Raw genomic sequence first — 22803 nt, 5'->3', positions numbered from 1 at the left:
TATGAACCTCGACGCCTTGCAGCAACGACTCGGCTACCGATTCAGCAAGCCCGAATTGCTGCAACAGGCGCTGACGCACCGCAGCCACAGCGCCCAGCACAATGAACGCCTGGAGTTCCTCGGCGACTCCGTGCTCAACTGCGCCGTGGCCGACATGCTCTATGGCATGTTCGGCAAGCTCGACGAGGGCGATCTCTCGCGGGTGCGGGCCAACCTGGTCAAGCAGCAGGCGCTGTACGAAATCGCGCAGATGCTGCAGTTGTCCGACACCCTGCGCCTGGGCGAGGGCGAGCTGAAGAGCGGCGGCTTTCGCCGGCCCTCGATCCTGGCCGATGCCCTCGAAGCCATCGTCGGCGCGGTGTTTCTCGACGCCGGCTTCGATGCCGCGCGGGCGCTGATCCGCAAGCTCTATATCCCGATCCTGGAGCAGGTCGATCCGCGCACGCTGGGCAAGGACGCCAAGACCCTGCTGCAGGAATACCTGCAGGGCCACAAGATTGCCCTGCCGCAATATAACGTAATCGCCACACACGGCGCCGCGCACAGCCAGCAGTTTGAAGTCGAGTGCACCGTGCCTAAACTGGAAGTCCGGGTGTTCGGCACCGGCGCGTCGCGCCGCGCGGCAGAGCAGGCCGCCGCCAAGCTGGCGCTCGATGAAGTCCAGAAGCTGGTGCCGCAGCTGCTCAAGCGCAGCCGCGCCGAGCGTACCGGCAAGACCCGCAAGCAACCCCAGCCGCAGGACCCGCAGCTGTCTCTCAGGTTGAAGGAATGACCGAATCTACCCATCCGCAGCAAGACGCGGCGGATACCCCGGCCGCGGCGTTCCGCTGCGGCACCGTGGCCATCGTCGGCCGCCCCAACGTGGGCAAGTCCACGCTGATGAACGCGCTGGTCGGCCAGAAGATCAGCATCACCTCGCGCAAGGCGCAGACCACGCGGCATCGCATCGTCGGCATCCAGACCACCGATGACGCGCAGTATGTGTTCGTCGATACGCCTGGCTTCCAGACCCGCCACGCCAGCGCGCTGAACCGTTCGCTGAACCGCGCGGTCACCTCGACGCTGTCGTCGGTGGATCTGATCCTGTTTGTGGTCGAGGCCGGCTATTACGGCGCCGACGACGAGAAGGTGCTGTCGCTGCTGCCGAAGAACACGCCGGTGCTGCTGGTGGCCAACAAGCTCGACCGCATCGGCGAGAACCGCTCGGAAGTGATGATGCCCTTCCTGGAGAAGATGGGGCAGCTGTTCCCGTTCCGCGAAGTGGTGCCGATGTCGGCCAAGACCCGCGACCATATCGCGCGGCTGTTCGAGATCATCCGGCCTTACCTGCCGGAAGGCGAGCCGATGTACGACGCGGACGCCATGACCGATCGCAGCGAACGCTTCCTGGCCTCGGAGATCATCCGCGAGAAGGTGTTCCGCTGGACCGGCGACGAGCTGCCGTACACCAGCACCGTGGTCATCGACAAGTTCGAGACCGAGGGGCGCCTGCGCCGCGTCTTTGCCACCATCCTGGTCGAGCGCGACGCGCACAAGGCCATGATCATCGGCAACAAGGGCAGCAAGCTCAAGCAGATCTCCACCGAGGCGCGCCTGGACATGGAAAAGCTGTTCGACGGCAAGGTCTACCTGGAAATGTGGATCAAGGTGAAGAGCGGCTGGGCCGACAACGAAGCCGGCCTGCGCGCGTACGGCTACGAGTGAGCCCTGCAGCGATCCCGACGCCCCCAACCCGACAGCGAGCCCCCAGCGAGCGCCCCGTGAGCAAGACCGCTGACATCGCGCGCGCGCCCGCGCCCAAGGCCCGGCGCGCCGACCCCGTGGTCGACGAGGCCGCGGAACTGCTCGACAGCGGCGCGCTGCCCGGCATGGCCGATGCCGCCGCGCGCGCGATGATGGACCGCGCCATGCGCATCGTGCCGGCGCGCCCCGAGTCGCGCGTGGGCGAGCAGCCCGGCTTCGTGCTGCACGCCTGGCCGTACCGCGAGACCAGCCTGATCCTGGACGTCTTCACGCGCGACTACGGCCGTCTCTCGATGGTGGCCAAGGGCGCCAAGCGCCCGCACTCGGCGCTGCGCGCGGTGCTGCAGCACTTCCATCCGGTCTCGGTGTCATGGAGCGGCCGTGGCGAGGTCAAGACCCTGACCAAGGCCGAGTGGGTGGGGGGCATGCCGCCGCTGGCCGGCGACGCGCTGCTGTCGGCGTTCTACCTGAACGAGCTGCTGATGCGCTTTTGCCCGCGCGAGGACGCGCATCCGGTGCTGTTCCGCCATTACCTGTCGACGCTGACGCGGCTGGCGCACGGCGAGCCGGCCGGACTGGTGCTGCGCAGCTTCGAGCGCGTGCTGCTGCAGGAAACCGGTTTCGCGGTGGCGTTCGACCAGTGCCTGAGCACCGGCGAGCGGGTGCAGGCGGGGCTCGATTATGTCTACCAGCCCGAGCGCGGCGTGCGCCGGGCCCAGCCGAGCGACCCGTCGACGTGGCCGGTGGTGTCGGGCCAGACGCTGCTGGACATGGCGCAGGACGACTACAGCCGCGCGCAGACCGCCGCGCAAAGCCGCGCGCTGATGCGGTTCCTGCTGCATTATTATCTGCAAGGCGCGCCGCTGAAGACGCGCCAGATACTGATCGACCTGCAGTATCTCTGACCGACAAGAATCTCCGACTTACTCCTGCACCTGCTCGCATGATCTTCCACGCAAATCCGGGCGTCATCGACCTTGGCGTCAACATCGACCACGTGGCCACGCTGCGCAACGCGCGCGGCACCGTGTACCCCGATCCCATTCGCGCCGCGCTGCTGGCGGAGCAGGCCGGCGCCGACCTGATCACGCTGCACCTGCGCGAAGACCGGCGCCACATTCGCGATGCCGACGTGCGCGCGCTGCGCCCGCAGCTGGCCACGCGCATGAACCTCGAATGCGCAATCACGCAGGAGATGCTCGACATCGCCTGCGAGATCCGCCCGCAGGACGTGTGCCTGGTGCCGGAGCGCCGCGAGGAAGTGACCACCGAGGGCGGGCTGGACGTGGCCGGCCGCTTCGAGCTGGTGAAGGCCGCGTGCGCCCAGCTGGCCGGCGCCGGCATCCGCGTGTCGCTGTTCATCGATCCGGACGCTGACCAGATCGCCGCGGCCGCGGCCTGCGGCGCGCCCGTGATCGAGCTGCATACCGGGCGCTATGCCGATGCGCATACCCCCGCGGAGCAGGCGGCCGAGTTCCGCCGCATCGCCGACGGCGCCGATGCCGGCCAGAAGCATGGCCTGGTGGTCAATGCCGGCCACGGGCTGCACTACACCAACGTGCAGCCGATCGCGGCGCTGCCCGGCATCAAGGAGCTGAACATCGGCCACGCCATCGTCGCGCACGCCGTATTCACCGGCTGGGAGAACGCGGTACGCGAGATGAAGGCCATCATGGTGGCCGCGCGCCTGGGCACGCAGTATCCTGCCGCGAGCACCCCGGCGTGATTTACGGCATCGGCACCGACATCATCCAGATCGCGCGCGTGCAGGGCGTGATGACGCGCACCAACGGCCGTTTCGCCGAAAAGGTGCTAGGCCCGGACGAACTGGCCAAGTACCACGCCCGCAAGGCGCGTTCGGAAAAGCGCGGCCTGGCGTTCCTGGCGACGCGCTTCGCCGCCAAGGAGGCGTTTTCCAAGGCGATCGGCCTGGGCATGCGCTGGCCGATGACATGGCGCGCGATGGAACTGATGAACCTGCCGTCCGGCGAGCCCACCGCGGTGTGCCATGGCGAGCTGGCCGCGTGGCTGGCGGAACGCGGGCTGGTCGTGCGGGTCAGTGTCAGTGACGAACATGATTACGCAGTCGCCTTCGCCATTGCCGAGCGCAGCGGCGCGGCGGTGTCTCAACCTACAGCCTTGTGAACCCAACCCCTTCCATGTCCAAGAAGAATTCCGGCAAGCGGCCGGGCCCGGTGGTCCTCGATGTCGTCGGCAAGCAGCTCGACGCGGAAGACGCGCGCCGCATCGCGCATCCGCTCACCGGCGGCGTGATCCTGTTCGCGCGCAATTTCGAGTCGCGCGCGCAGCTGGAGGCGCTGACGCGTGCCATCCGCGCGGTGCGCGACGACGTGCTGATCTGCATCGACCATGAAGGCGGTCGCGTGCAGCGCTGCAAGACCGATGGCTTCACCCACCTGCCGGCGATGCACCGCCTGGGCGAGCTGTGGGAACGCGACGTGCTGGCCGCGACCAAGGCGGCGGTTGCCTGTGGCTATGTGCTGGCCGCCGAGCTGCGCGCCTGCGATATCGACCTGAGCTTCACCCCGGTGCTGGACCTCGACTACGGCCGCAGCGCCGTGATCGGCGATCGCGCCTTCCACGCCGATCCGCGCGTGGTGTCGATGCTGGCCGGCCACCTGAACCACGGCCTGCTGCTGGCCGGCATGAGCAACTGCGGCAAGCACTTTCCCGGCCACGGCTACGTCGAGGCGGATTCGCACGTGGCGATCCCGGTCGACGAGCGCACGCTGGACGAGATCCTCGGCCAGGACGCGCGCCCGTATGAATGGCTGGGCCTGTCGCTGGCGTCGGTGATGCCGGCGCACGTGATCTACCCCAAGGTCGATCCCAGCCCGGCGGGCTTCTCGCGCTACTGGCTGCAGGACGTGCTGCGCGCACAACTGGGCTTCGAGGGTGTGATCTTCAGCGACGACCTGAGCATGGAAGGTGCCAGCGTCGCCGGCAACGTCACCGAGGCCGCGCGTGCCGCGCTGACCGCCGGCTGCGACATGGTGCTGATCTGCAACCACCCGGACCGTGCCGACCAGCTCCTGAGCGAGCTCGACGTGGATATCGACAAGATGTCGCGTCGCCGCATCCGCAAGCTGTTCGCGCGACGCAAGCCGCTGGACTGGAACAAGCTGCACCAGCAGGGCGAGTACCGCGCCGCGCTGCGCACGCTGCAGGAACACGACCTGATCGCCTGAACCCCGGGGCGGCGGGTCGTGCGCAAACAAAAATGGCAGCCGAGGCTGCCATTTTTGTTGACCGCCCCGCGCAGAAGCGGGGCGAGACCAGCGCCTTAGTTGGCGCGGCTGCGGTATTCGCCGGTGCGGGTGTCGATTTCGATCTTGTCGCCGATGTTGCAGAACAGCGGCACTTGCAGCTCGAAGCCGGTGTTGATCTTGGCGCCCTTGAGCACCTTGCCCGACGAGGTGTCGCCCTTGACGGCCGGCTCGGTGTAGACGATTTCGCGGACCAGCGTGGTCGGCATTTCGACCGAGATGGCCTTGTCGTTGTAGAACACGACTTCGACGTTCATGCCGTCCTCGAGGTAGTTCAGCGAGTCACCCATGCTGTCCTTCTCGACTTCGTACTGGTTGTAGTCGGCGTCCATGAACACGTACATCGGGTCAGCGAAGTACGAGTAGGTGCATTCGCGGCGCTCGAGCACCACCACTTCGAACTTGTCGTCGGCCTTGAACACCGACTCGCCCGGTGCGTCCGTCAGCAGGTTCTTGTACTTCATCTTGACCACAGCGGCGTTGCGGCCCGACTTGTTGTACTCGGCCTTCTGCACGACCATCGGATCGCCGCCGATCATGAACACGTTACCGACGCGGAGTTCCTGTGCGATTTTCATCTGAACTGATTTCCTGAAAAATAAAGTCTAGGAATTTGGAATGGCGAAGGCGCGCTGCCGGCGTGCCCGCGGTAAGCCCGCGAGAGCCAGGATCCACGCGCTCGCGACCCCGTGCCCAGCTTGCTTTAGGCCATTGCCCCGCGTGGTGGTTCACGCCCGGCAAGACCCTGGTTCTCCGGCCCGGTCGCCATTTGGATCAACCGGTTATTTTACCTGATTTTCGCAAAACGCCACCAGGTTCGCGGCAAGGTCGCCGGGATGCTGCAAGCGCCGCTCCCAGCGCGGCGCGGTCGCCGCAAGTGCCGGCAGGTGCGCACGCAAACGCGGCCAGTCCGGCGCGTTGCCGTAGCCGTTCCAGGCGTGCCAGAAATCGGCCAGCGCGGCGGCTGCTTCCGGCGCTACGCCGCTCTTTGCGAAGAGCTCCAGCCAGGCATCGAGCTTGACCCGGTGGGCCGCGTCGTCCTGCGGGTAGATGTGCCAGACCAGCGGGCGCGCCGCCCATTGGGCGCGCACGAAGGAGTCCTCGCCGCGCACGAAATTGAGGTCGCAGGCCCACAGCAATTCGTCATAGTGCTCCTGCCGCACGAAGGGCGTGGCCTGCACGCGCAAGCTGCCGCGCGCGACCGGCCGGCTCGGCTCCAGCGGGGCGCCCAGCCACTGCGCCGCCTGGCTCGCCGCCAGGCCGGCCGGCACCAGGCAATGGATGGCCTCGGTGCCGTCGCGCCATTGTTCCAGCAGCGCCGGCAGCACCGGGTTGGGATAGGCGAACAGGCTTACGCGCAGCGCATCGGTCAGCGGCGTCACGCCCAGCCGGTGCCACAGTGACGCCTGGGCCGCCGCGCCGTCGAGGAAGGCGGCACGCTGCGCGCCCAGCATCGATTCGCGCAGCAGGCCGCCGGTGCCGGGCTCGAAGCCGGGAAAGAAGAAGTGCTTCACCAGCGGCAGGCGCGGATGGGGGGAGGGCATCGCGTGGTGTTCGCGCACCCATGGTTCGGCGCTCAGGTACTCCAGGTTGATCCACGCGGGTTTGGGCGCGCGCGCCGCCATGCGGTCGAGGAACGCTGGCGGCAGGTGGCAGGCGAAGGCTTCGATCACGGCATCGTGCGGAACGGCGCCGGCGGTGCCGTCGGTTGCGCCGGGCGCGGCTGCCGGATGCCACGGGCGGATCTCCACGCCGGCAAGGTGCTGGACCACTGCGGCGGGATCCAGTTCCGGCGCCAGCCGGGCGAAGCTGGCCAGGTCATCGACCCACAGCCGCACCGCGTGACCGTGCTCCTGCGCGAGCTGGCGGGCCAGCCGCCAGCAGACGCCGATGTCGCCGAAGTTGTCGATCACAGTGCAGAAAATGTCCCAGGAGCGGATAGGCATGAGAGGTGGTGGTCGGCGGGGCGCGCGGTTGAATTGCTCTAAACTTGCGATTTTAGAGGCCGCGCGGCGATGACGCGCGCCGGCCCGCAGCGGTCACCGTCCCCACATGTCAGACCAGCAACCCGATTCTCCGAAACCCGCAGACGAGGTACCGGCCGAGGCGCACGCCGAGGTGCCGTCCGCGGTGCCAGCGGAAGCGCCGCCTCAAGGCGCTGAAGCGCAAGCCGATGCTCCGGCAGAGCCCTTCGATGCCCGCCCGATCATCTCGCGCCTGCCCGGCCTGCCGGGCGTCTACCGCTATTTCGACGCCAACGGCAACGTGCTGTACGTGGGCAAGGCCCGCGACCTGAAGAAGCGGGTGGCGAGCTATTTCAACAAGACCCAGCTGTCGCCGCGCATCGCGATGATGGTGTCGCGCATCGCCCGCATCGAGACCACGGTGGTGCGCACCGAGGCCGAGGCGCTGCTGCTCGAGAACAACCTGATCAAGGCGCTGGCGCCGCGCTACAACATCCTGTTCCGCGACGACAAGTCCTACCCGTTCCTGAAGCTGACCGGGCACCGCTTCCCGCGCATGGCGTACTACCGCGGCGCCACCGACCGCAAGCACCAGTACTTCGGCCCGTTCCCGAGCGCCTATGCGGTGCGCGAGAGCATGCAGATCCTGCAGAAGGTGTTCCAGCTGCGCACCTGCGAGGACACCGTCTTCAACAACCGCACGCGGCCGTGCTTGCTGCACCAGATCCACCGCTGCACCGGGCCGTGCGTCAACGCCATCAGCGAAGACGACTACGCGCGCGATGTCGCCAACGCGGCGCGCTTCCTGCAAGGCCGCCAGAGCGAGGTGCTGGAAGGCCTGCAGGGCAAGATGGAACAGCATGCGGAGCGGCTGGAATTCGAGCAGGCGGCGGCGGTGCGCGACCAGATCGCGGCGTTGTCGACCGTGCTCAAACGCCAGGCAGTGGAAGAGGTCGGTGGGCAGGCACGCGACATCGACGTGCTGGCCGTCGCGGTCGAGGGTGGCCGCGCCTGCGTCAACCTGGCCATGGTGCGCGGCGGGCGCCATCTGGGCGACAAGGCCTACTTCCCGGCCCATGCGGACGAGGCGGCGATGATCGTCGAGGACGCGGATGAGCGCGCCGAGGGAAGCGCCGAGGAGGCTGGCGCCGCGGACGCAGCGGACGCCGCGCTGCCGCTGACCGTGGACCGCATCGCCACGCGCGTGCTGTCGGCCTTCATGGTGCAGCACTACCTGGAGCAGCCGGCGCCGCCCATCGTCGTGGTCAGCCATGTGCCGGACGATGCCGCGGTGCTCGAGGCGCTGGCGCTGCACGCCGGACGCAAGGTTGCGCTGGTGCGCCAGCCGCAGGGCCAGCGCAAGATCTGGCTCGAGATGGCGCAGCAGGGCGCGGCGCTGGCGCTGTCGCGCCACCTGGCCGAGCAGGGCAGCCAGGAAGCGCGCACGCGCGCGCTGGCAGAAACCATCGGGCTGGACCTGGAAGACCTGGCGCTGCTGCGCGTCGAGTGCTTCGACATCAGCCATACCGCCGGCGAGGCTACGCAGGCGTCGTGCGTGGTGTACCACCACCACGACATGCAGAACAGCGAGTACCGCCGCTATAACATCCAGGACATCGTCCCTGGCGACGACTACGCGGCCATGCGGCAGGTGCTGACGCGGCGCTACCAGAAGCTGGTCGAACAGATCCAGGAAGACGGCGGCGCCGAAGGCGGCAGCGAAGCCGCGGCGCTGGTGCCGCAGATCGTGCTGATCGACGGCGGCAAGGGCCAGGTCGAGGTGGCTCGGCAGGTGTTCGAGGAGCTGGGGCTGGATATCGGGCTGCTGGTCGGCGTGGCCAAGGGCGAGGGCCGCAAGGTCGGCCTGGAGACGCTGGTGTTCGCCGATGGCCGCCCGGCGCTGGAACTGGGCCAGGGCAGTGCCGCGCTGATGCTGGTGGCGCAGATCCGCGACGAGGCGCACCGTTTTGCCATCACCGGCATGCGCGCGCGCCGCGCCAAGACGCGCACCACCTCGCGGCTGGAAGAGATCGAAGGCATCGGCGCGCGCCGGCGCCAAAAGCTGCTGACCCGCTTCGGCGGACTGCGCGGCGTGATGGCCGCGAGCATCGATGAACTGGCCAGCGTCGAGGGCATTTCGCGCGGGCTGGCCGAGGAAATCTACCGGCAGCTGCACTGACCGCGGCCGCCGCGACAGGCGGCGGGCCGGCACGCGTATCGCCAAGAATGCTCGATTGGCCCGGAAATCGGCGACAATCGCAGGATTGGCTACCGTCCCCCCGCCGTCCGAGTTCCATGCCCTTCAATATCCCGATCCTGCTGACCTGGCTTCGCGTCGCCATGATTCCTCTGGTGGTAGGGGTCTTCTACCTGCCCGACGCCTGGCTGCCGATGCATACCAAGAACGTAACCGCGGCGGCGTTCTTCATCATCGCCGCGGTGACCGACTGGCTGGACGGCTTCCTGGCGCGGCGCTGGAACCAGACCTCGTCGTTCGGCGCCTTCCTGGACCCCGTCGCCGACAAGCTGATGGTGACGGCGGCGCTGCTGTCGCTGCTGGCGCTGGACCGGGTTGCCGACCTGATCGCGCTGGTCATCATCGGGCGGGAGATCACCATCTCGGCGCTGCGCGAATGGATGGCGCAGATCGGCGCCTCAAAGAGTGTCGCGGTCAATTTCCTTGGCAAGCTCAAGACCACTGTGCAGATGGTGGCGATTCCGCTGTTGCTGTTCAGCGACCGGCTGTTCGGCTTCGACGCCCATCTGCTGGGCACCTGGATGATCTACGTGGCGGCGGTGCTGACGCTGTGGTCGATGATTTACTACATGAAGCTGGCGTGGCCGCAGATCCGCGAACGCAGCAGTGTGGTCGCGCGAGCCGGCGCGCCGAAGTGAAAAGAAAATTCGAGAAAGTGGTTGACGGGGAGGGCAGTTCTTTGCATAATCTCATTCTCGTTGCTGACGACGCAAGCGAAAGCAGCGAGATAAGGTGGGTTTGGCGCAAGATGTTGTGAGATATCGGCGTATTGCAGCATAAAACACCTTTATTTGATTTCGGTAGTGCCCTGCGGGAGTAGCTCAGTTGGTAGAGCGCAACCTTGCCAAGGTTGAGGTCGCGAGTTCGAGACTCGTCTCCCGCTCCAGGTCAAAAGAAGTCCGGCAGCGCGATCATCGCGGTGCGGGGCTGGCAGTCAAAGTTGTATGCGGGAGTAGCTCAGTTGGTAGAGCGCAACCTTGCCAAGGTTGAGGTCGCGAGTTCGAGACTCGTCTCCCGCTCCAATCCCCAAAGGGAAGCAACGCTTCCCTTTTTGTTTGGGTTGAATCGCCGCGCCGCGGCATGCTGCATCCATGTGCTGCGGCAGCCTGGGCGGAATGCGGATACAATCCAGCAGCACGTCACCTGGCGGGGTGGCAGAGTGGTTATGCAGCGGCCTGCAAAGCCGTGTACGCCGGTTCGATTCCGACCTCCGCCTCCAGTTGCAAGCAGAACGGCGCCTTAAGGCGCCGTTTTTGTTTTCCCCGGACCGGCTGCCCCGCCCATGCGTGGCGGGCATGTTACATTACTCCTGTCGTACGCTTTTCGGGGGGCTCCGCGGCCGGGTTCGCGGGGCAGCAAGTCAATCGCCATCCCCGATCCGTGACGCGCCGCCGGCGTGTCCGGGGCCGCTGCGGCACTTCCCGTTCTTCCCCGTTCCGATGCTGCTGCCCAGGGTTGCGGCGACTGTCCCGCGCTGACCGCTGGTGCGCGCCGGATGCGCTGTGCCACTTGCCAGGCAAGGGAGCGGGTTAGCGTTCAGCCCCTGACACGAGGAATCCCGCACGCATGCATCACGCCACCCCGCTTATCAGTACCATCGTCGGCGGTATCGTCCTGGCCTTTATCCTTGGCGCGGTCGCCAGTCGGCTGCGCTTGCCGCCGTTGATCGGCTACCTGTGCGCGGGCATCGTGGTGGGACCGCATACGCCCGGCTACACCGCCGACCAGGCACTGGCGCCCGAACTCGCCGAACTGGGCGTGATCCTGCTGATGTTCGGCGTGGGCCTGCATTTCTCGATCAAGGACCTGATGGCGGTCAAGCGCATCGCCATTCCGGGCGCTGTGGTGCAGATCGGCATCGCCACGCTGATGGGGATGCTGGTGTCCTGGGGCTTCGGCTGGTCGTGGGGCCAGGGGCTGGTGTACGGGCTGGCCCTGTCGGTGGCCAGCACCGTGGTGCTGCTCAAGGCCCTGCAGGAGCGCAACCTGGTCGAGTCGCCGCAAGGGCGGATTGCCGTCGGCTGGCTGATCGTCGAAGACCTGGCGATGGTGCTGGCGCTGGTGCTGCTGCCGGCGATGGCGGGCCTGCTGGCCGGCGCCGGCGCGGCTTCCGGCGATGCCGGCCCGGGCACGGGCGAGGTGGTGCTGGCGATCTTCGCCACGCTCGGCAAGGTGGCGGCGTTCGTCGCGGTGATGCTGGTGATCGGCCGCCGCTTTATCCCGTGGATGCTCGAACGCATCGTCTGGACCGGCAATCGCGAGATGTTCCGCCTGGGCGTGCTGGCGACCGCGCTGGGCGTGGCCTATGGCGCTTACGCACTGTTCGGCGTGTCGTTCGCGCTGGGCGCGTTTTTTGCCGGCATGGTGCTGGCGGAGTCCGAGTTCAGCCATCGCGCGGCCGAGGAATCTCTGCCGCTGCGCGACGCGTTCGCGGTGCTGTTCTTCGTTTCCGTCGGCATGCTGTTCGACCCGATGGTGCTGGTCAACGACCCCTGGGGCGTGCTGGCGACCGTGTTTATCATCGTGGTCGGCAAGTCGCTGGCGGCGCTGGGGATCGTGCGTGCCTTCGGGCATTCGGGGCAGACCGGCATGACCATTGCCGTCAGCCTGGCGCAGATCGGCGAGTTCTCGTTCATCCTTGCCAGCCTGGGCGTCTATCTGAAGATCCTGCCCGAACGGGGCCAGGCGCTGATCCTGGCCGGCGCGCTGCTGTCGATCATGCTCAATCCCGTGCTGTTCCACATGCTGGACCTGTACACCGCGCGCCGCAGCCGCGGCGCGGATCCCCAGCCGGCCTGACCCGCGGGGCGCGGTGAAGACGCCGGGCACCCTCCCGGCGCCGCCCGGTTCAGGCGCCAATACGCGGCGCCATGGTGCGCAGGTATTCGGTGAACGCCAGCAGCCCCTGGGTCGGAAATTTGTCCTGGTGGACGACCAGCTGCAACGGACGCACGATGCGCGGCAGGCCGTCGCGGATCGCCACCAGCGTGCCGCGCTCCAGTTCGTCGCGCACCACATGCAGCGACAGGCAGCTGACGCCGAAGCCGCTCATCACCGCGCGCTTGATGGCCTCGGCATTGCCCAGTTCCAGTGCGAAGCGCAATTCGCCCAGCAGCGGCACCAGCCGCTCTTCGATGACCTCGCGCGTGCCCGATCCAGGCTCGCGCACGATCCACTCGGCATCGCGCAGCGCCACCAGGTCATGGGGTGCCGCCGCAAGCGGGTGGGAGGGGCCGACGATCACGACCATCTCGTCGTCGCACCAGCGCACGCTGCGCAGGTCGCGCTCATGGCTGGCACCCTCGACCAGACCGATATCGGCTTCGAACTGAAGCAGCGACTGCAGCACTTCGCGGGTATTGCCGATGCGCAGGTCCAGCGTGCATGGGCCGCTGCGCGAATGGCGGAATCCCGCCAGCAGGGGCGGAAGCATATAGCTGCCGATGGTGTTGCTGGCAGCGATGCGCAGCTGGACGCCAGTCTGGCCGGCAAAGCGCTCCAGTTCCTGGGCCTGATCCAGCAGCGACAGCGCGCGCGGAAAAAACTGTCGCCCGGTTTCATTGATGCTGAGACGGCGGGCGATGCGGTCGAACAGCGGGCTGTCCAGTGCGCGCTCCAGCTCCGCCAGCGACGCGCTGACCGCTGACTGCGACATCGCCAGCGCCTGAGCCGCCGCCATGGTGCTGCCATGCTGGGCTACCGCGACAAAGACGGACAACTGGCGCAGCGTCAGGCGCAGCGGGCGCTGCTCTGGCCGAGGGGTGGCTGGCGGGTGGGGGTGGTGGTCCATATCGAAAATATCAATAACGCATAACGATATTACCCGTTTTACGGGTTAGGCGGGCGCCATTACGCTGGAGTCACTAAAGCACACCACCCGAGCCTGCCATGTCTTCCGTCTCCAGCCCCCGCACCACTCCGGTCACCGCGCCAGCCGCCGCGCCGGCCTTGCCGCCGCCCTGGTCGCAGCGCCTGCTGACGCTGCTCCCGCTGGGCGGCATCGCGTGGCTGGCGATCGCGCTGGCCGAGCATCCGGCGGTTTCGCGCTACGGGCTCAGCGCGCTGACGCTGGCCATGTGCGCCGGCATGGTCGCGGCCAATACGCTGCCGCGCCATTGGCTGGCGCCGCTGGCGCCGGGCATGCAGGTTGCACGGCATTACCTGCTGCGTCTGGGCGTGGCACTGTACGGGCTGCGCCTGACCTTCGCCTCCATCGTTGCGCTGGGGCTGCCCGGCATCGCCGTGCCCCTGACCATGCTGGTGGCCACGCTGCTGTTCGGCACCTGGGTCGGCACAAGTTTCTTCGGCCTGAGCCGCCGCGAGGCGATCCTGGTCAGTTCCGGCAGTGCCATCTGCGGCGCGGCCGCGGCGATTGCGGTGTCGTCGGTGGTGCGCACCGACGACAAGCAGACCGCCGTGGCGGTGGCGACCGTGGTGCTGTTCGGCACCGTCGGCATGCTGCTCTATCCCTACCTGTACGAACTGGCCACCGGCCACTGGCACTGGGCCGTGAGCGAGCGCATGTTCGGCATCTTTACCGGGGCGACGCTGCACGAGGTGGCGCAGGTGATCGCCGCCGGCAAGATGATCAGCGAGCCGACCGCCGATGCCGCCGTGGTCGCCAAGATGGTGCGCGTGCTGGCCCTGGGCCCGCTGCTGCTGGTGATGGCGCTGTGGCCGCAGGGCGGCTCGCAAGCGGGCGCGTCCGGCGCCGGAACCGGACGCCTGCGTGGCATCATGAAGTCGGTGCCGTGGTTTGCGGTGGGCTTTGTCGCGGTGATGGCGGTCAACTCGGCCGGCGCCGTGCCGGCTGCCTGGAAGGCGCCGCTGATTGCGCTGGACAACTGGCTGCTCGCCTGCGCCATGCTGGCGATCGGCCTGCATACCCGCATCGGCGATCTGGTGCGTGCCGGGCGCAAGCCGCTGGCGCTGGCCGGGGTGCTGTTCGTGTTCCTGATGGGGGTCGGTGCGCTGATGTGTTACGCGATGGCGTAACGGTACGGTCGGAAGTCAGCGAAAAAGGGGGCAATCGCCCCCTTTAGTTTTTGCAGCACCGCTGGCAGCGGTCATCAGCACTGGCCGGCGGCCGGCCGGATGTCGCCGCCATGCCAATGGCGGCAGCCGGGAATTGGTGCCCGAGGCCGGAATCGAACCGGCACGCCTTGCGGCGAGGGATTTTCTTCCCACTTCGGCTTTCGCCGCCAGCGCGGGGCTGTTCGTGGGCTGGAGCACGCCTTCACCATAGCCTTGCGGCCGTAGGTGCCCGCCGTCTGCTCTCTACACCTTCCCGGCCATGGCGGTCGGGCTTGGCTCGGCGTTGGCTCGGATGCCGTGGCATCCAGGGCGTTCGCCGACTTTGACGGGCGTCACTTCGGGCGTTTCCCCCCGAAGGCTCAAATTTTCAAGTCCCTTGTGTCTACCGATTTCACCACTCGGGCGCGAGCGCTGCAGAGGTTTTTCGATCGGCGCCAGGCCGGCTCCGGTCACCGCAGCGCGCGGCAAGCCCGATATTGTGGTGGCTCCGCATCCCGGATGCAAGCTGCGGCTGAGGCGGCAGCACGGGACGCCGGCACTTCGGGTCCCGAAAAGTGACGACACTGTTACGGCTGGTAACAATGTCGTGTGCGCCGTTGCACCTTGAAATTTCCGAACCCCTACAATACCAGTTACGAGACATCCCACTTTGAGAGGCGGATATGAAACGTTGGTGGCTTGCAGCATTCGGTATTGCCGCCGGGTTGGCGTCTGGCGCCGCCATGGCCCATGTGAGTGTCGGCGTATCCGTCGGCGTTCCGGGCGTGGTGATCGGTGCGCCGGCGTATTATCCGCCCGCTCCGGCTTATTACGGCCCGCCGCCGGTGGTGGTGGCACCCGCTCCGGTCTATTACGGCCCGCCGCCGGTGGTAGTTCGCCCCCGTCCGGTCTACTACGGTCCCGGCTATTACGGCCCGCCGCGCTATTACGGTGGTCACCGCGGCTACTATGGCCCGCCCGGCTATCACCGTGGCCATGGGCATGGCCACGGGCACGGCAGGTGGCGCGACTAAGCGCGGTCCTCGATCCGGCTTTCCCCTGAAAGGGCCCCATCGCGGGCCCTTTCGCTTTGGGGCTGCGATGCGACATGACCGGGCGTGGCTGGTTCCGGACGACGTGGCGTAATTTGACGGGGGTCAAAATATTTGAACAGACTGCTCAAAGCGTCACCTGCAACTGAATAAGGGTTTTCCCTAAACTACTTGTGTGACATCGCGATGACGCCGGCCTGCCTGGCTTTGCGATGCCGTGACCAACCAAGAAGCAAGGGGAATCTCATGAAGATCAAACAAGCCGTGATTGCCGCCGCCGCGCTGGCGCTGCTGGGCACCGCGTCCACCGCCTCGTTCGCCGCGGTCGGCAAGGTCGACCCTTATCTGGACGGCGCCAAGATCGGCGCAGTGGACCCGTACACCGATGGCGCCAAGGTCGGCAAGCCGGATCCGTTCACGGATGGCGCGCGTGTCGGCAAGACCGACCCGTTCACCGACGGTGCCCGCGTGGGCAAGCCCGATCCGTTCACCGACGGCGCCTGATCGCACCGCCGCAGTCCATCGCATCGACAATGGCCCGCTCGCGGGCCATTTTGTCGTGGTGAGCATCGCCGGGCGGGGGCACGGGGCAGTCCCCCTTGCCATGACGGTGGCGCAGGTGCGGCGCTATACTTCGGCCTCTATCCAAATCAATGACCAGGAGAGTGGCATGCAGCAAAAGACGGTTCTGACGGCAGACGACGTGAAGAAGATCATGGCCGCAGCGGAAACCGAGGCAAAGAACCATCACTGGGCCGTGTCGATCGTCGTGGTCGACGACGGCGGCCATATGCTGGCCATGCAGCGCCTGGACGGCGCCGCGCCGATCTCGGCCTATATCGCCGGCGAGAAGGCACGTACCTCGGCGCTGGGCCGCCGTGAGTCGAAGATCTACGAAGACATGATCAACAACGGCCGCTACTCGTTCATGACGGCCCCCGTGCTGCAGGGCATGCTGGAGGGCGGCGTGCCCATCGTCTGCAACGAGCAGGTGGTGGGCGCCGTCGGCGTGTCGGGCGTGAAGTCGACCGAAGACGCGCAGGTTGCGCGTGCCGGCATCGCCGCGCTGGGCCTGTAAGGCGATCGCGCCGGCGCTGCGCCGGTGCATCAAAACATGCCCCGCAGGCACGGCCTGCGGGGCGGCATAAAAGAGGGCATGGCTGGGTACGGCCGGCATGGCGTGGGGTCTGACTCCCGCCTGCGGCATGCTTACCTGGCTACTGCCCAACACCTCGTTCCGAGGTGGTCCCCACAAAAGTCATTGCCGCCACGTTCGTGGTATCCGCGCCTGGCGCGGATTTCGAATCGCTTCCCCCGGCTGCCTTCCTGCGGAATCGCCGCGGGGCCGCATTATTTCGTCAGAATCAGCTTGCCGTAGCGCGTCACGCGCAGTGTGTAGACCTCGCCGTTGTGCAGGATCGGCAGCGTGCTGGCCCCGCGCATGATGGCATCCAGCGCCACCGGCTCGCCGGCAGGCGCCGAGCTCAGGCTGTCGCGCACCAGCGCTTCCAGGCGCGCGGGCAGGGCGGCCACGGCCGACTTGACCGAAGCGATCGCCGACGGGGTGGTCTTCGCGCTGGCGTCCCGGCGCGGCTGCCCGGCCACGTCGACGCGGCGCAGCGACAGGCGGCGGCGGGTGACTTCACGGGGTTGCGACAGCGGCAGGGAAAGTGTGCTCATGATCTGGCTCCGTTCAGCGATAGGAGAGTAAGGGGAGTGCGATCCGGGGCGGCCGTGCCGCGCCTGGCGCAGTCAATGGAACGATCTTAAATGAGAATTGTTATCATTACAATAGTCTCTCGCTAAGATTGGGACAACGACTACGCACGCTGCGATGGTGCGAGCGGGCAGCCATGTGCACGCGCGAGGGCACCATGAAATAAGGGCACCCGAAGGTGCCCTGTGTCGTGCCGCGAGCGCTGCAGGCGCGCAGTCTACTGCTTGGGTTCGGTGATGAAACCGATCTTGCCCAGGCCGCCGTGCTGCGCGGCGGCCATGACCTCGGCCACGCGCTCGTAGCGTACTTCGCGGTCCGCGCGCAGATGCAGTTCCGGCTGCGGCTGCTGCTGCGCGGCCAGCGCGATATTGCTTTCCAGCGTGGCCTGGTCCACTTCCACCTGGTTCCAGAAGACCTTGCCGCTTGCATCGATGGACACGTTGATGTTCTGCGGCTTCGGGTCGTTCGGCGTGTTGGTGGCGCGCGGCAGGTCGATCTTTACCGCGTGGTTGATCACCGGGATGGTGATGATGAAGATGATCAGCAGCACCAGCATGACGTCGACCAGCGGCGTCATGTTGATCTCGCTCATCACCTCGTCGTCGTCCCCTTCGAGAGTGCCGAATGCCATGATGACTTCCTTGCTAGCGGTTTAGCGCTGTGCCGTGGCCAGGCGCACGGTGCCGTCCTCGGCGCGGGCACCGGTGGGGCGCACGCGCGCGCCGGTGACGAAGTAGGCGTGCAGGTCGTGGGCAAAGCGGTTGAGTTTCGAGATCACCGACTTGTTGCCGCGGGTGAGGGCGTTATAGCCCAGCACGGCGGGAATTGCCACGGCCAGGCCGAAGGCGGTCATGATCAGCGCCTCGCCCACCGGGCCGGCAACCTTGTCGATGGTCGGCACGCCCGAGGCGCCGATGCCGATCAGCGCGTGGTAGATGCCCCACACGGTGCCGAACAGGCCGACGAACGGCGCGGTCGAGCCCACCGATGCCAGCACGGCCAGGCCCGACTGCATGCGCGCCACCGATTCATCGATGGAGCTCTTCAGCGAGCGGGTCAGCCAGTCGGAGATATCCATCACGTCGTGCAGCTGCGGCTGGCTGGCGCGGTGGTGCTGGGCGGCTTCCTTGCCGGCGATGGCCAGCGTGCGGAAGGGGTTGGAATCGCCGGCGCCCAGCGTTTCCAGGGCGTGGTCGAAATCGTCCGAGTGCCAGAAGCGCTTTTCCGCGCCCTGCGCCATCTTCTTCAGGCGCACCAGATCCCACGCCTTGGTCAGGATCACGATCCATGAGGCGAGCGACATGATCAGCAGAATGATGGCGGTCGCACGCATGACGAAGTCGCCTTGCGACCAGAGGTGGGTGAGTCCGAGGTCCTGCATGTGTTGGTTTCCTGGTGAGTTCGCTTGGTTTAGGTCAGATCAAGATCAGAGATCGGAAATCCGGGGCGGTCAGTTCAGCTCGAAGCCGATCGGCTGCTGCGCCGTGACGGCGACGGCGCGGCCGTTGTCCATATAGGGTTTGCAGCGCATGGCCTGCACGGCTTCCACCGCGGCCTGGTCAAGCCGCGACGAGCCGCTCGACGACACCACGGCAGTCTTCACGACCTTGCCGCTTTCGTCGGTGGTCAGCCGCACCACGGCCTTGCCGGTCTCGCCCATGCGGCGCGACTGGGAAGGATACTTCGGTTGCGGCGGCGTGCACTGGATCTCGCCGATGCCGACGGCACGCGGCGCGGCCGATACCGGTGCCGGCGCGGGCTCAGGCGGTGCCGGAGGCGCTGGCGGGGCCGCCGGCGCTTCGGGCGCCGAAGGCGTCGGCGGCAGGTCGGCCACCGGCTGCGGCGCCGGCTTGGGCTGCGGCGGCGTGGGCTTGGGCGTGGTCACCTTGACCTGCTTGGGCGGGGTCTCCTGCTTGGGCTTCGGCTTGGGCGGCTCGGGCGGGGCTTCCTGCCTGGGAGGCTCGAGCGGAATGATGCGCGCGATGATTTCCGGCGCGATCACGGCCTCGGTGAGCTTGCGGGCCAGGCCGCTCTGGATCAGGTAAAGCAGGCCGGCGTGGAACAGCAGGACGGCGAGCGTAATCTTTAAGAAGCGTTGGTCGAACATGTGTCAACAACAAAAGTCTGCCGGCGGCGACACCTTGGCGGCCGTGCGCCGTCACTTGCGGTAGAACAGGATCAGCGAGATGCCGCAACCGACCAGCAGGCTAAGCAGCAATTCCATGATAAACGCTCCTTCAACTGGGTTGCCGTGGGAGCGCCACTCTGGGGTAGCGTGTCAGCTGCCGAGTATAAACGATAATGATTCTTATTTGTTGTGATTTGTGCGCCGCAGCTGGAATTTTCTGCCCTCTCGCGTTATACCGGCAAGTCCTGGCAGCAAACCGGGAGGGGCAATACGGTTGAATCATGCGCGCTGGCACGCCGTCGCACGGTGCCGCGCTACGGTGCCCCAGGCCACCATGGCGGGCGCCGGAAGCGCACGGGTGCGCCCGCACGGCGGGAAAGCGCGCTAGCATAGAAAGACACTGCAGACGTGGCGTGCGCCGGTCGCGGCCCGCCATTGCGCATCGCGCGCTCGGGGACCCGTCCATGGACTTCACACGTTTTCCTGAAGAAGACCGATCGACGCTGCTGCGCTCCATGCCTGGCGCATCGTCCAGCTCGGCGCTGGACTGGATGTGCGCGCAGTTTGCGTTGCGCGTGGTCTGCGCGCTCGGGCCGCGCTTCAACCTGCGCAGCAATATCAACGATGTCCTGACCGTCAGCGCGCAAGAGATGGTGTGGCCCTACGGCGTGGTGCTGCGCGTGCAGCGCTTCCTGGCCGCGCGCTGCGCCGACATGCCCGCCTGGAAGGGCGCGGCGCGCCTGACGCCGGAGGAATTCCTCGACCGCCACGGCCAGTGGAACAGCGCCTTCGACGAAAGCGCGCTGTTCTACTACCTCGACGAGTACGTCAAGCACCACGCCAAGGACATGTTCGCCGTGTTCGACGCGTCGGCGGCGGCGATCGCGCAGCGGCTCGAAGGCGAGCGCGTGCTGCTGGTGCGCAATATCGACATGCTCAGCCACGTGCTGGACCTGCCCGACCACGAGCGCAAGCTGCTGCTGTACGCGGCGCTGGCCAAGTACAAGCGCGACCTGCGCGCGGTGATGGTCGACTGCAAGGTGGCGCACAGCCAGGAGGCCTTCCAGATCCTGGCCGGCCTGACCGGCGCCGGCGCGGCCGACGTGGCGGCGTCGCTGCGGCCCGGCTCGCGGCTGGAGACGCTGAACCTGATCGAGCAGCCGCTGCCGGAAAACAGCGTGACCGACCTGGGCGACCTGATGCGGCTGTCGGACCGGCTGCTGCACGTGCTGCTCGGCAACTACGCCAACGAGGCCGAGATGATGGCGGTCTTCACGCGACCGGCCGCGCCGCCGACGCTGACCACCGCCGACTATCCGCATGTTGAGACCGACGCGCGCTACCTGCGCGCGCTGCTGGCCAATGCCACGCGCCAGCACGCCAGCGGCGTCAATGTGCTGATCTACGGCCCGCCCGGCACCGGCAAGACGGAATTCGCGCGGCTGCTGGCGCGCGAGGCCGGCTGCGAACTGTATGAGGTCGATTGTCTGGATCGCGACGGCAACAGCCTGTCGGGCAAGGACCGCTACCGCTCGCTGCAGGTGTCGCAGGCGTTCCTGCGCGGGCGCGCCCATACCGCGCTGCTGTTCGATGAAGTCGAAGACGTCTTTCCGGGCAGCGCGCGCGAGCTGATGAGCCTGTTCGGCCAGGAGGACACGCGCGCCTCGGTCAACGGCAAGGCCTGGGTCAACCAGACGCTGGAGCAGAACCCGGTGCCGGTGATCTGGATTTCCAATTCGATCCGGCAGATCGACCCGGCCTACCTGCGCCGCTTCCAGTTCCACCTCGAACTGAAGATCCCGCCGCCGCTGGTGCGCGAGAACATCATCCGCAAGCACCTGGGCGGGCTGGATGTCAGCGATGCCTTTATCACCGGGCTGGCCGGGCGCAAGACGCTGACGCCGGCGCAGGTGCAGTCGGCGGCGCGCTTTGTCGAACTGGCGCGGCCGAATCTGGAAGACCCGGTGAAAGAACCGGTGGAGGCGCTGATCCTGCGCCAGCTCGAACATGCCGACCGCGCCATGGGCCTGCGCCCCGAGGCCGAGGCGCGCCCGGTGGTCACGCACTACCGGCTGGAGAACCTGCACCTAGAGACCCGCTACGACGTGGTCAAGATTGTCGACGCGCTGCGCGTGCGCCAGCGCGGCACGCTGTGCTTCTATGGCCCGCCCGGCACCGGGAAAACCGCGCTGGCCGAGCACATCGCTGCCGAGCTGGACCTGCCGCTGATGATCCGGCGCGCGTCCGACCTGATGAGCAAGTATGTGGGCGAGACCGAGCAGCAGATCGCCGCGATGTTCGCGCGCGCCGAAGAGGACGGCGCGGTGCTGCTGCTGGACGAGGCCGACAGCTTTATGCAGAGCCGTCAGCAGGCGGTGCGCAATTACGAGATCTCCGAGGTCAACGAGATGCTGCAGGGGATGGAGCGCTTCAACGGCATCTTTATCTGCACCACCAACCTGTTCGACCGCATCGACGAGGCCGCGCTGCGCCGCTTCTCGTTCAAGATCCGTTTCCTCGCGCTCAAGCCGGCGCAACGCGTGGCGATGTTCGTCGACGAGGCGCTCGACGGCGATCCCGCCGGCCTGACCGACGCCATGCGCGCTGACCTGGATGCGATGGATTGCCTGACGCCCGGCGACTTTGCCACGGTCAAGCGGCAGTGCGTGCTGTTGGGCGAGGCGTTGACGCCGGATGAATTCCTGGCCCAGTTGCGGCAGGAACACGCGATCAAGCCCGAGGTGCGCGAGCACCGGCCGCTGGGCTTCCTGCGCTGACCGAAGGGGTGACCGAGGGCGCCGGTCAGAACGCCGGCGCCGGCTCGATCACCACGGTCTCCGCATCGGCTTGCCGCTGCAGCAGCGCGGCCACCATCGCGCGCAGGTGCGCGGCGTCCTTGGTCGAGAGAAAGCGATCATGCCCCGCGGCACCGGGCAGCGCGGCCAGCGCATGCTCGTCGAGCTTGCGCGCCAGCTGGCGCGCGACCGCAATGCCGGTATCGACCAGCGCCAGCCGATCGCCGGCGATGGCGCGGATCGCGCCTTCCAGGAAAGGGTAGTGGGTGCAGCCCAGCACCAGGGTATCGGCGCCGGCGTCGAGCATCGGCTTGAGATAGGCCTCCAGGCGCTCGCGCACGGCGGGTCCGTCGAGCTGGCCTTGTTCGACCAGCGTCACCAGTCCCAGCCCCGCCTGGCACAGGAAGCGGCTTTCGCCGTCCAGCGATGCCAGCAGCCGCGCGAATTTCGCACTCTTGAGCGTATTGGCGGTCGCCAGCACGCCCACCACCTTGCTGATGCTGGCCGCGGCGGCGGGCTTCAGGCCGGGTTCGACCCCGATGATCGGCACCGGCAGGCGCTCACGCAGCAACGCCACGGCATGGCCGGTGGCGGTATTGCAGGCGATCACCAGCGCCTTGCAGCCCTGGCCGATCATCCACTCGCAGGCCTGCAGCGTGCGGGCTTCGACGAAGTGCTCAGGTTTTTCGCCGTAGGGCGCGTACTTCGAGTCGGCCAGGTACAGCAGCGGCTCGTGCGGCAGCAGGGCGCGGATCTCGCGCAGCACCGACAGGCCGCCGAGGCCGGAATCGAAGACGCCGATGGGTGCGAGGTTCACGGGGTGGAGGATAGGAGGGTTTGCTCCGCT

The 22803-nt window shown here is 67.1% G+C and carries 22 protein-coding genes and 3 tRNA genes; 17 read left to right on the top strand and 8 right to left on the bottom strand.

Annotation, left to right across the window (positions count from 1 at the left end):
• Position 1: 1 nt before the first annotated feature.
• From rnc to nagZ, 6 genes are read left to right on the top strand one after another with little or no spacing between them, the layout of a single operon-like run.
• Positions 2–772 carry a ribonuclease III gene (gene rnc / locus RALTA_RS09985; protein WP_012353305.1) on the top strand — a complete coding sequence of 257 codons (771 nt, stop codon included), beginning with the start codon at positions 2–4 and terminating at the stop codon, positions 770–772.
• Positions 769–1704: a GTPase Era gene (era, locus tag RALTA_RS09980; protein ID WP_012353304.1), complete on the top strand. Its 936-nt coding sequence runs from the start codon at positions 769–771 to the stop codon at positions 1702–1704. The genes rnc and era overlap by 4 nt, the downstream gene beginning before the upstream one ends.
• Before the next feature lie 56 nt (positions 1705–1760).
• Positions 1761–2648: a DNA repair protein RecO gene (gene recO / locus RALTA_RS09975; protein ID WP_012353303.1), complete on the top strand. Its 888-nt coding sequence runs from the start codon at positions 1761–1763 to the stop codon at positions 2646–2648.
• Between the two features lie 38 nt (positions 2649–2686).
• Positions 2687–3469 (top strand): pyridoxine 5'-phosphate synthase, encoded by a 783-nt coding sequence (pdxJ, locus tag RALTA_RS09970; RefSeq protein ID WP_012353302.1) that lies wholly within the window; start codon positions 2687–2689, stop codon positions 3467–3469.
• Complete coding sequence (acpS, locus tag RALTA_RS09965; RefSeq protein WP_012353301.1) at positions 3466–3888, top strand: holo-ACP synthase; 423 nt, start codon at positions 3466–3468, stop codon at positions 3886–3888. The genes pdxJ and acpS overlap by 4 nt, the downstream gene beginning before the upstream one ends.
• Positions 3889–3902: 14 nt before the next feature.
• Positions 3903–4952, top strand: a complete 1050-nt coding sequence (gene nagZ / locus RALTA_RS09960) for a beta-N-acetylhexosaminidase (protein WP_041232161.1) — start codon at positions 3903–3905, stop codon at positions 4950–4952.
• Positions 4953–5047: 95 nt separating this feature from the next.
• Here nagZ and efp read toward each other — a convergent pair whose 3' ends face one another.
• Complete coding sequence (gene efp / locus RALTA_RS09955; protein WP_010814696.1) at positions 5048–5608, bottom strand: elongation factor P; 561 nt, start codon at positions 5606–5608, stop codon at positions 5048–5050.
• 204 nt (positions 5609–5812) lie between these two features.
• Positions 5813–6976 carry an elongation factor P maturation arginine rhamnosyltransferase EarP gene (earP, locus tag RALTA_RS09950; protein ID WP_012353299.1) on the bottom strand — a complete coding sequence of 388 codons (1164 nt, stop codon included), beginning with the start codon at positions 6974–6976 and terminating at the stop codon, positions 5813–5815.
• 106 nt (positions 6977–7082) lie between these two features.
• On the opposite strand from earP, the gene uvrC reads away from it, so the two are divergent.
• The 6 genes from uvrC to RALTA_RS09920 all read left to right on the top strand — a co-directional run bounded on the left by uvrC (position 7083) and on the right by RALTA_RS09920 (position 12050).
• Positions 7083–9173: an excinuclease ABC subunit UvrC gene (uvrC, locus tag RALTA_RS09945; protein ID WP_157877126.1), complete on the top strand. Its 2091-nt coding sequence runs from the start codon at positions 7083–7085 to the stop codon at positions 9171–9173.
• A 116-nt stretch (positions 9174–9289) separates the two neighbouring features.
• Positions 9290–9889 (top strand): CDP-diacylglycerol--glycerol-3-phosphate 3-phosphatidyltransferase, encoded by a 600-nt coding sequence (gene pgsA / locus RALTA_RS09940; protein WP_012353297.1) that lies wholly within the window; start codon positions 9290–9292, stop codon positions 9887–9889.
• A gap of 172 nt (positions 9890–10061) precedes the next feature.
• Positions 10062–10137 (top strand) — tRNA-Gly (locus RALTA_RS09935).
• A 60-nt stretch (positions 10138–10197) separates the two neighbouring features.
• Positions 10198–10273: transfer RNA gene (locus tag RALTA_RS09930), tRNA-Gly, on the top strand.
• 123 nt (positions 10274–10396) lie between these two features.
• Positions 10397–10470, top strand: a tRNA-Cys gene (locus RALTA_RS09925).
• A 347-nt stretch (positions 10471–10817) separates the two neighbouring features.
• Positions 10818–12050, top strand: coding sequence for a cation:proton antiporter domain-containing protein (locus RALTA_RS09920; RefSeq protein ID WP_012353296.1), 1233 nt, complete (start codon positions 10818–10820; stop codon positions 12048–12050).
• 49 nt (positions 12051–12099) lie between these two features.
• Here RALTA_RS09920 and RALTA_RS09915 read toward each other — a convergent pair whose 3' ends face one another.
• Positions 12100–13041, bottom strand: coding sequence for a LysR family transcriptional regulator (locus tag RALTA_RS09915; RefSeq protein ID WP_012353295.1), 942 nt, complete (start codon positions 13039–13041; stop codon positions 12100–12102).
• 98 nt (positions 13042–13139) lie between these two features.
• On the opposite strand from RALTA_RS09915, the gene RALTA_RS09910 reads away from it, so the two are divergent.
• From RALTA_RS09910 to RALTA_RS09895, 4 genes are all read left to right on the top strand, one after another.
• The gene (locus RALTA_RS09910) at positions 13140–14246 is read left to right on the top strand and encodes a YeiH family protein (protein ID WP_012353294.1); all 1107 of its coding nucleotides are present in this window, start codon (positions 13140–13142) and stop codon (positions 14244–14246) included.
• A 701-nt stretch (positions 14247–14947) separates the two neighbouring features.
• Positions 14948–15298 carry a hypothetical protein gene (locus RALTA_RS09905; protein ID WP_012353293.1) on the top strand — a complete coding sequence of 117 codons (351 nt, stop codon included), beginning with the start codon at positions 14948–14950 and terminating at the stop codon, positions 15296–15298.
• A 264-nt stretch (positions 15299–15562) separates the two neighbouring features.
• On the top strand, positions 15563–15820 hold the full coding sequence (locus tag RALTA_RS09900; RefSeq protein ID WP_012353292.1) for a hypothetical protein: 258 nt from the start codon (positions 15563–15565) through the stop codon (positions 15818–15820).
• 166 nt (positions 15821–15986) lie between these two features.
• The gene (locus RALTA_RS09895) at positions 15987–16394 is read left to right on the top strand and encodes a heme-binding protein (protein ID WP_012353291.1); all 408 of its coding nucleotides are present in this window, start codon (positions 15987–15989) and stop codon (positions 16392–16394) included.
• 272 nt (positions 16395–16666) lie between these two features.
• Here the strand turns inward: RALTA_RS09895 and RALTA_RS09890 are convergent, their stop codons facing one another.
• From RALTA_RS09890 to RALTA_RS09875, 4 genes are all read right to left on the bottom strand, one after another.
• Positions 16667–16996 carry a hemin uptake protein HemP gene (locus tag RALTA_RS09890; RefSeq protein ID WP_012353290.1) on the bottom strand — a complete coding sequence of 110 codons (330 nt, stop codon included), beginning with the start codon at positions 16994–16996 and terminating at the stop codon, positions 16667–16669.
• 254 nt (positions 16997–17250) lie between these two features.
• A complete protein-coding gene (locus tag RALTA_RS09885) occupies positions 17251–17664 on the bottom strand; it encodes an ExbD/TolR family protein (RefSeq protein WP_012353289.1) in 414 nt (137 codons plus the stop codon).
• Positions 17665–17685: 21 nt separating this feature from the next.
• Positions 17686–18414 carry a MotA/TolQ/ExbB proton channel family protein gene (locus RALTA_RS09880; RefSeq protein WP_012353288.1) on the bottom strand — a complete coding sequence of 243 codons (729 nt, stop codon included), beginning with the start codon at positions 18412–18414 and terminating at the stop codon, positions 17686–17688.
• A gap of 69 nt (positions 18415–18483) precedes the next feature.
• Positions 18484–19140: an energy transducer TonB gene (locus RALTA_RS09875; protein ID WP_012353287.1), complete on the bottom strand. Its 657-nt coding sequence runs from the start codon at positions 19138–19140 to the stop codon at positions 18484–18486.
• Positions 19141–19625: 485 nt separating this feature from the next.
• Between RALTA_RS09875 and RALTA_RS09870 the strand changes: the two genes are divergently transcribed.
• The gene (locus RALTA_RS09870) at positions 19626–21938 is read left to right on the top strand and encodes an AAA family ATPase (RefSeq protein ID WP_012353284.1); all 2313 of its coding nucleotides are present in this window, start codon (positions 19626–19628) and stop codon (positions 21936–21938) included.
• Positions 21939–21963: 25 nt separating this feature from the next.
• On the opposite strand, the gene murI is transcribed toward RALTA_RS09870, so the two are convergent.
• Positions 21964–22773 carry a glutamate racemase gene (murI, locus tag RALTA_RS09865; protein ID WP_012353283.1) on the bottom strand — a complete coding sequence of 270 codons (810 nt, stop codon included), beginning with the start codon at positions 22771–22773 and terminating at the stop codon, positions 21964–21966.
• Positions 22774–22803: the final 30 nt, after the last annotated feature.

The organism is Cupriavidus taiwanensis LMG 19424 (assembly GCF_000069785.1).
Classification (GTDB): Bacteria; Pseudomonadota; Gammaproteobacteria; order Burkholderiales; family Burkholderiaceae; genus Cupriavidus; species Cupriavidus taiwanensis.
Note: the sequence above shows the minus strand (reverse complement) of the source record. Positions and strands in the feature narration are given on the sequence as shown.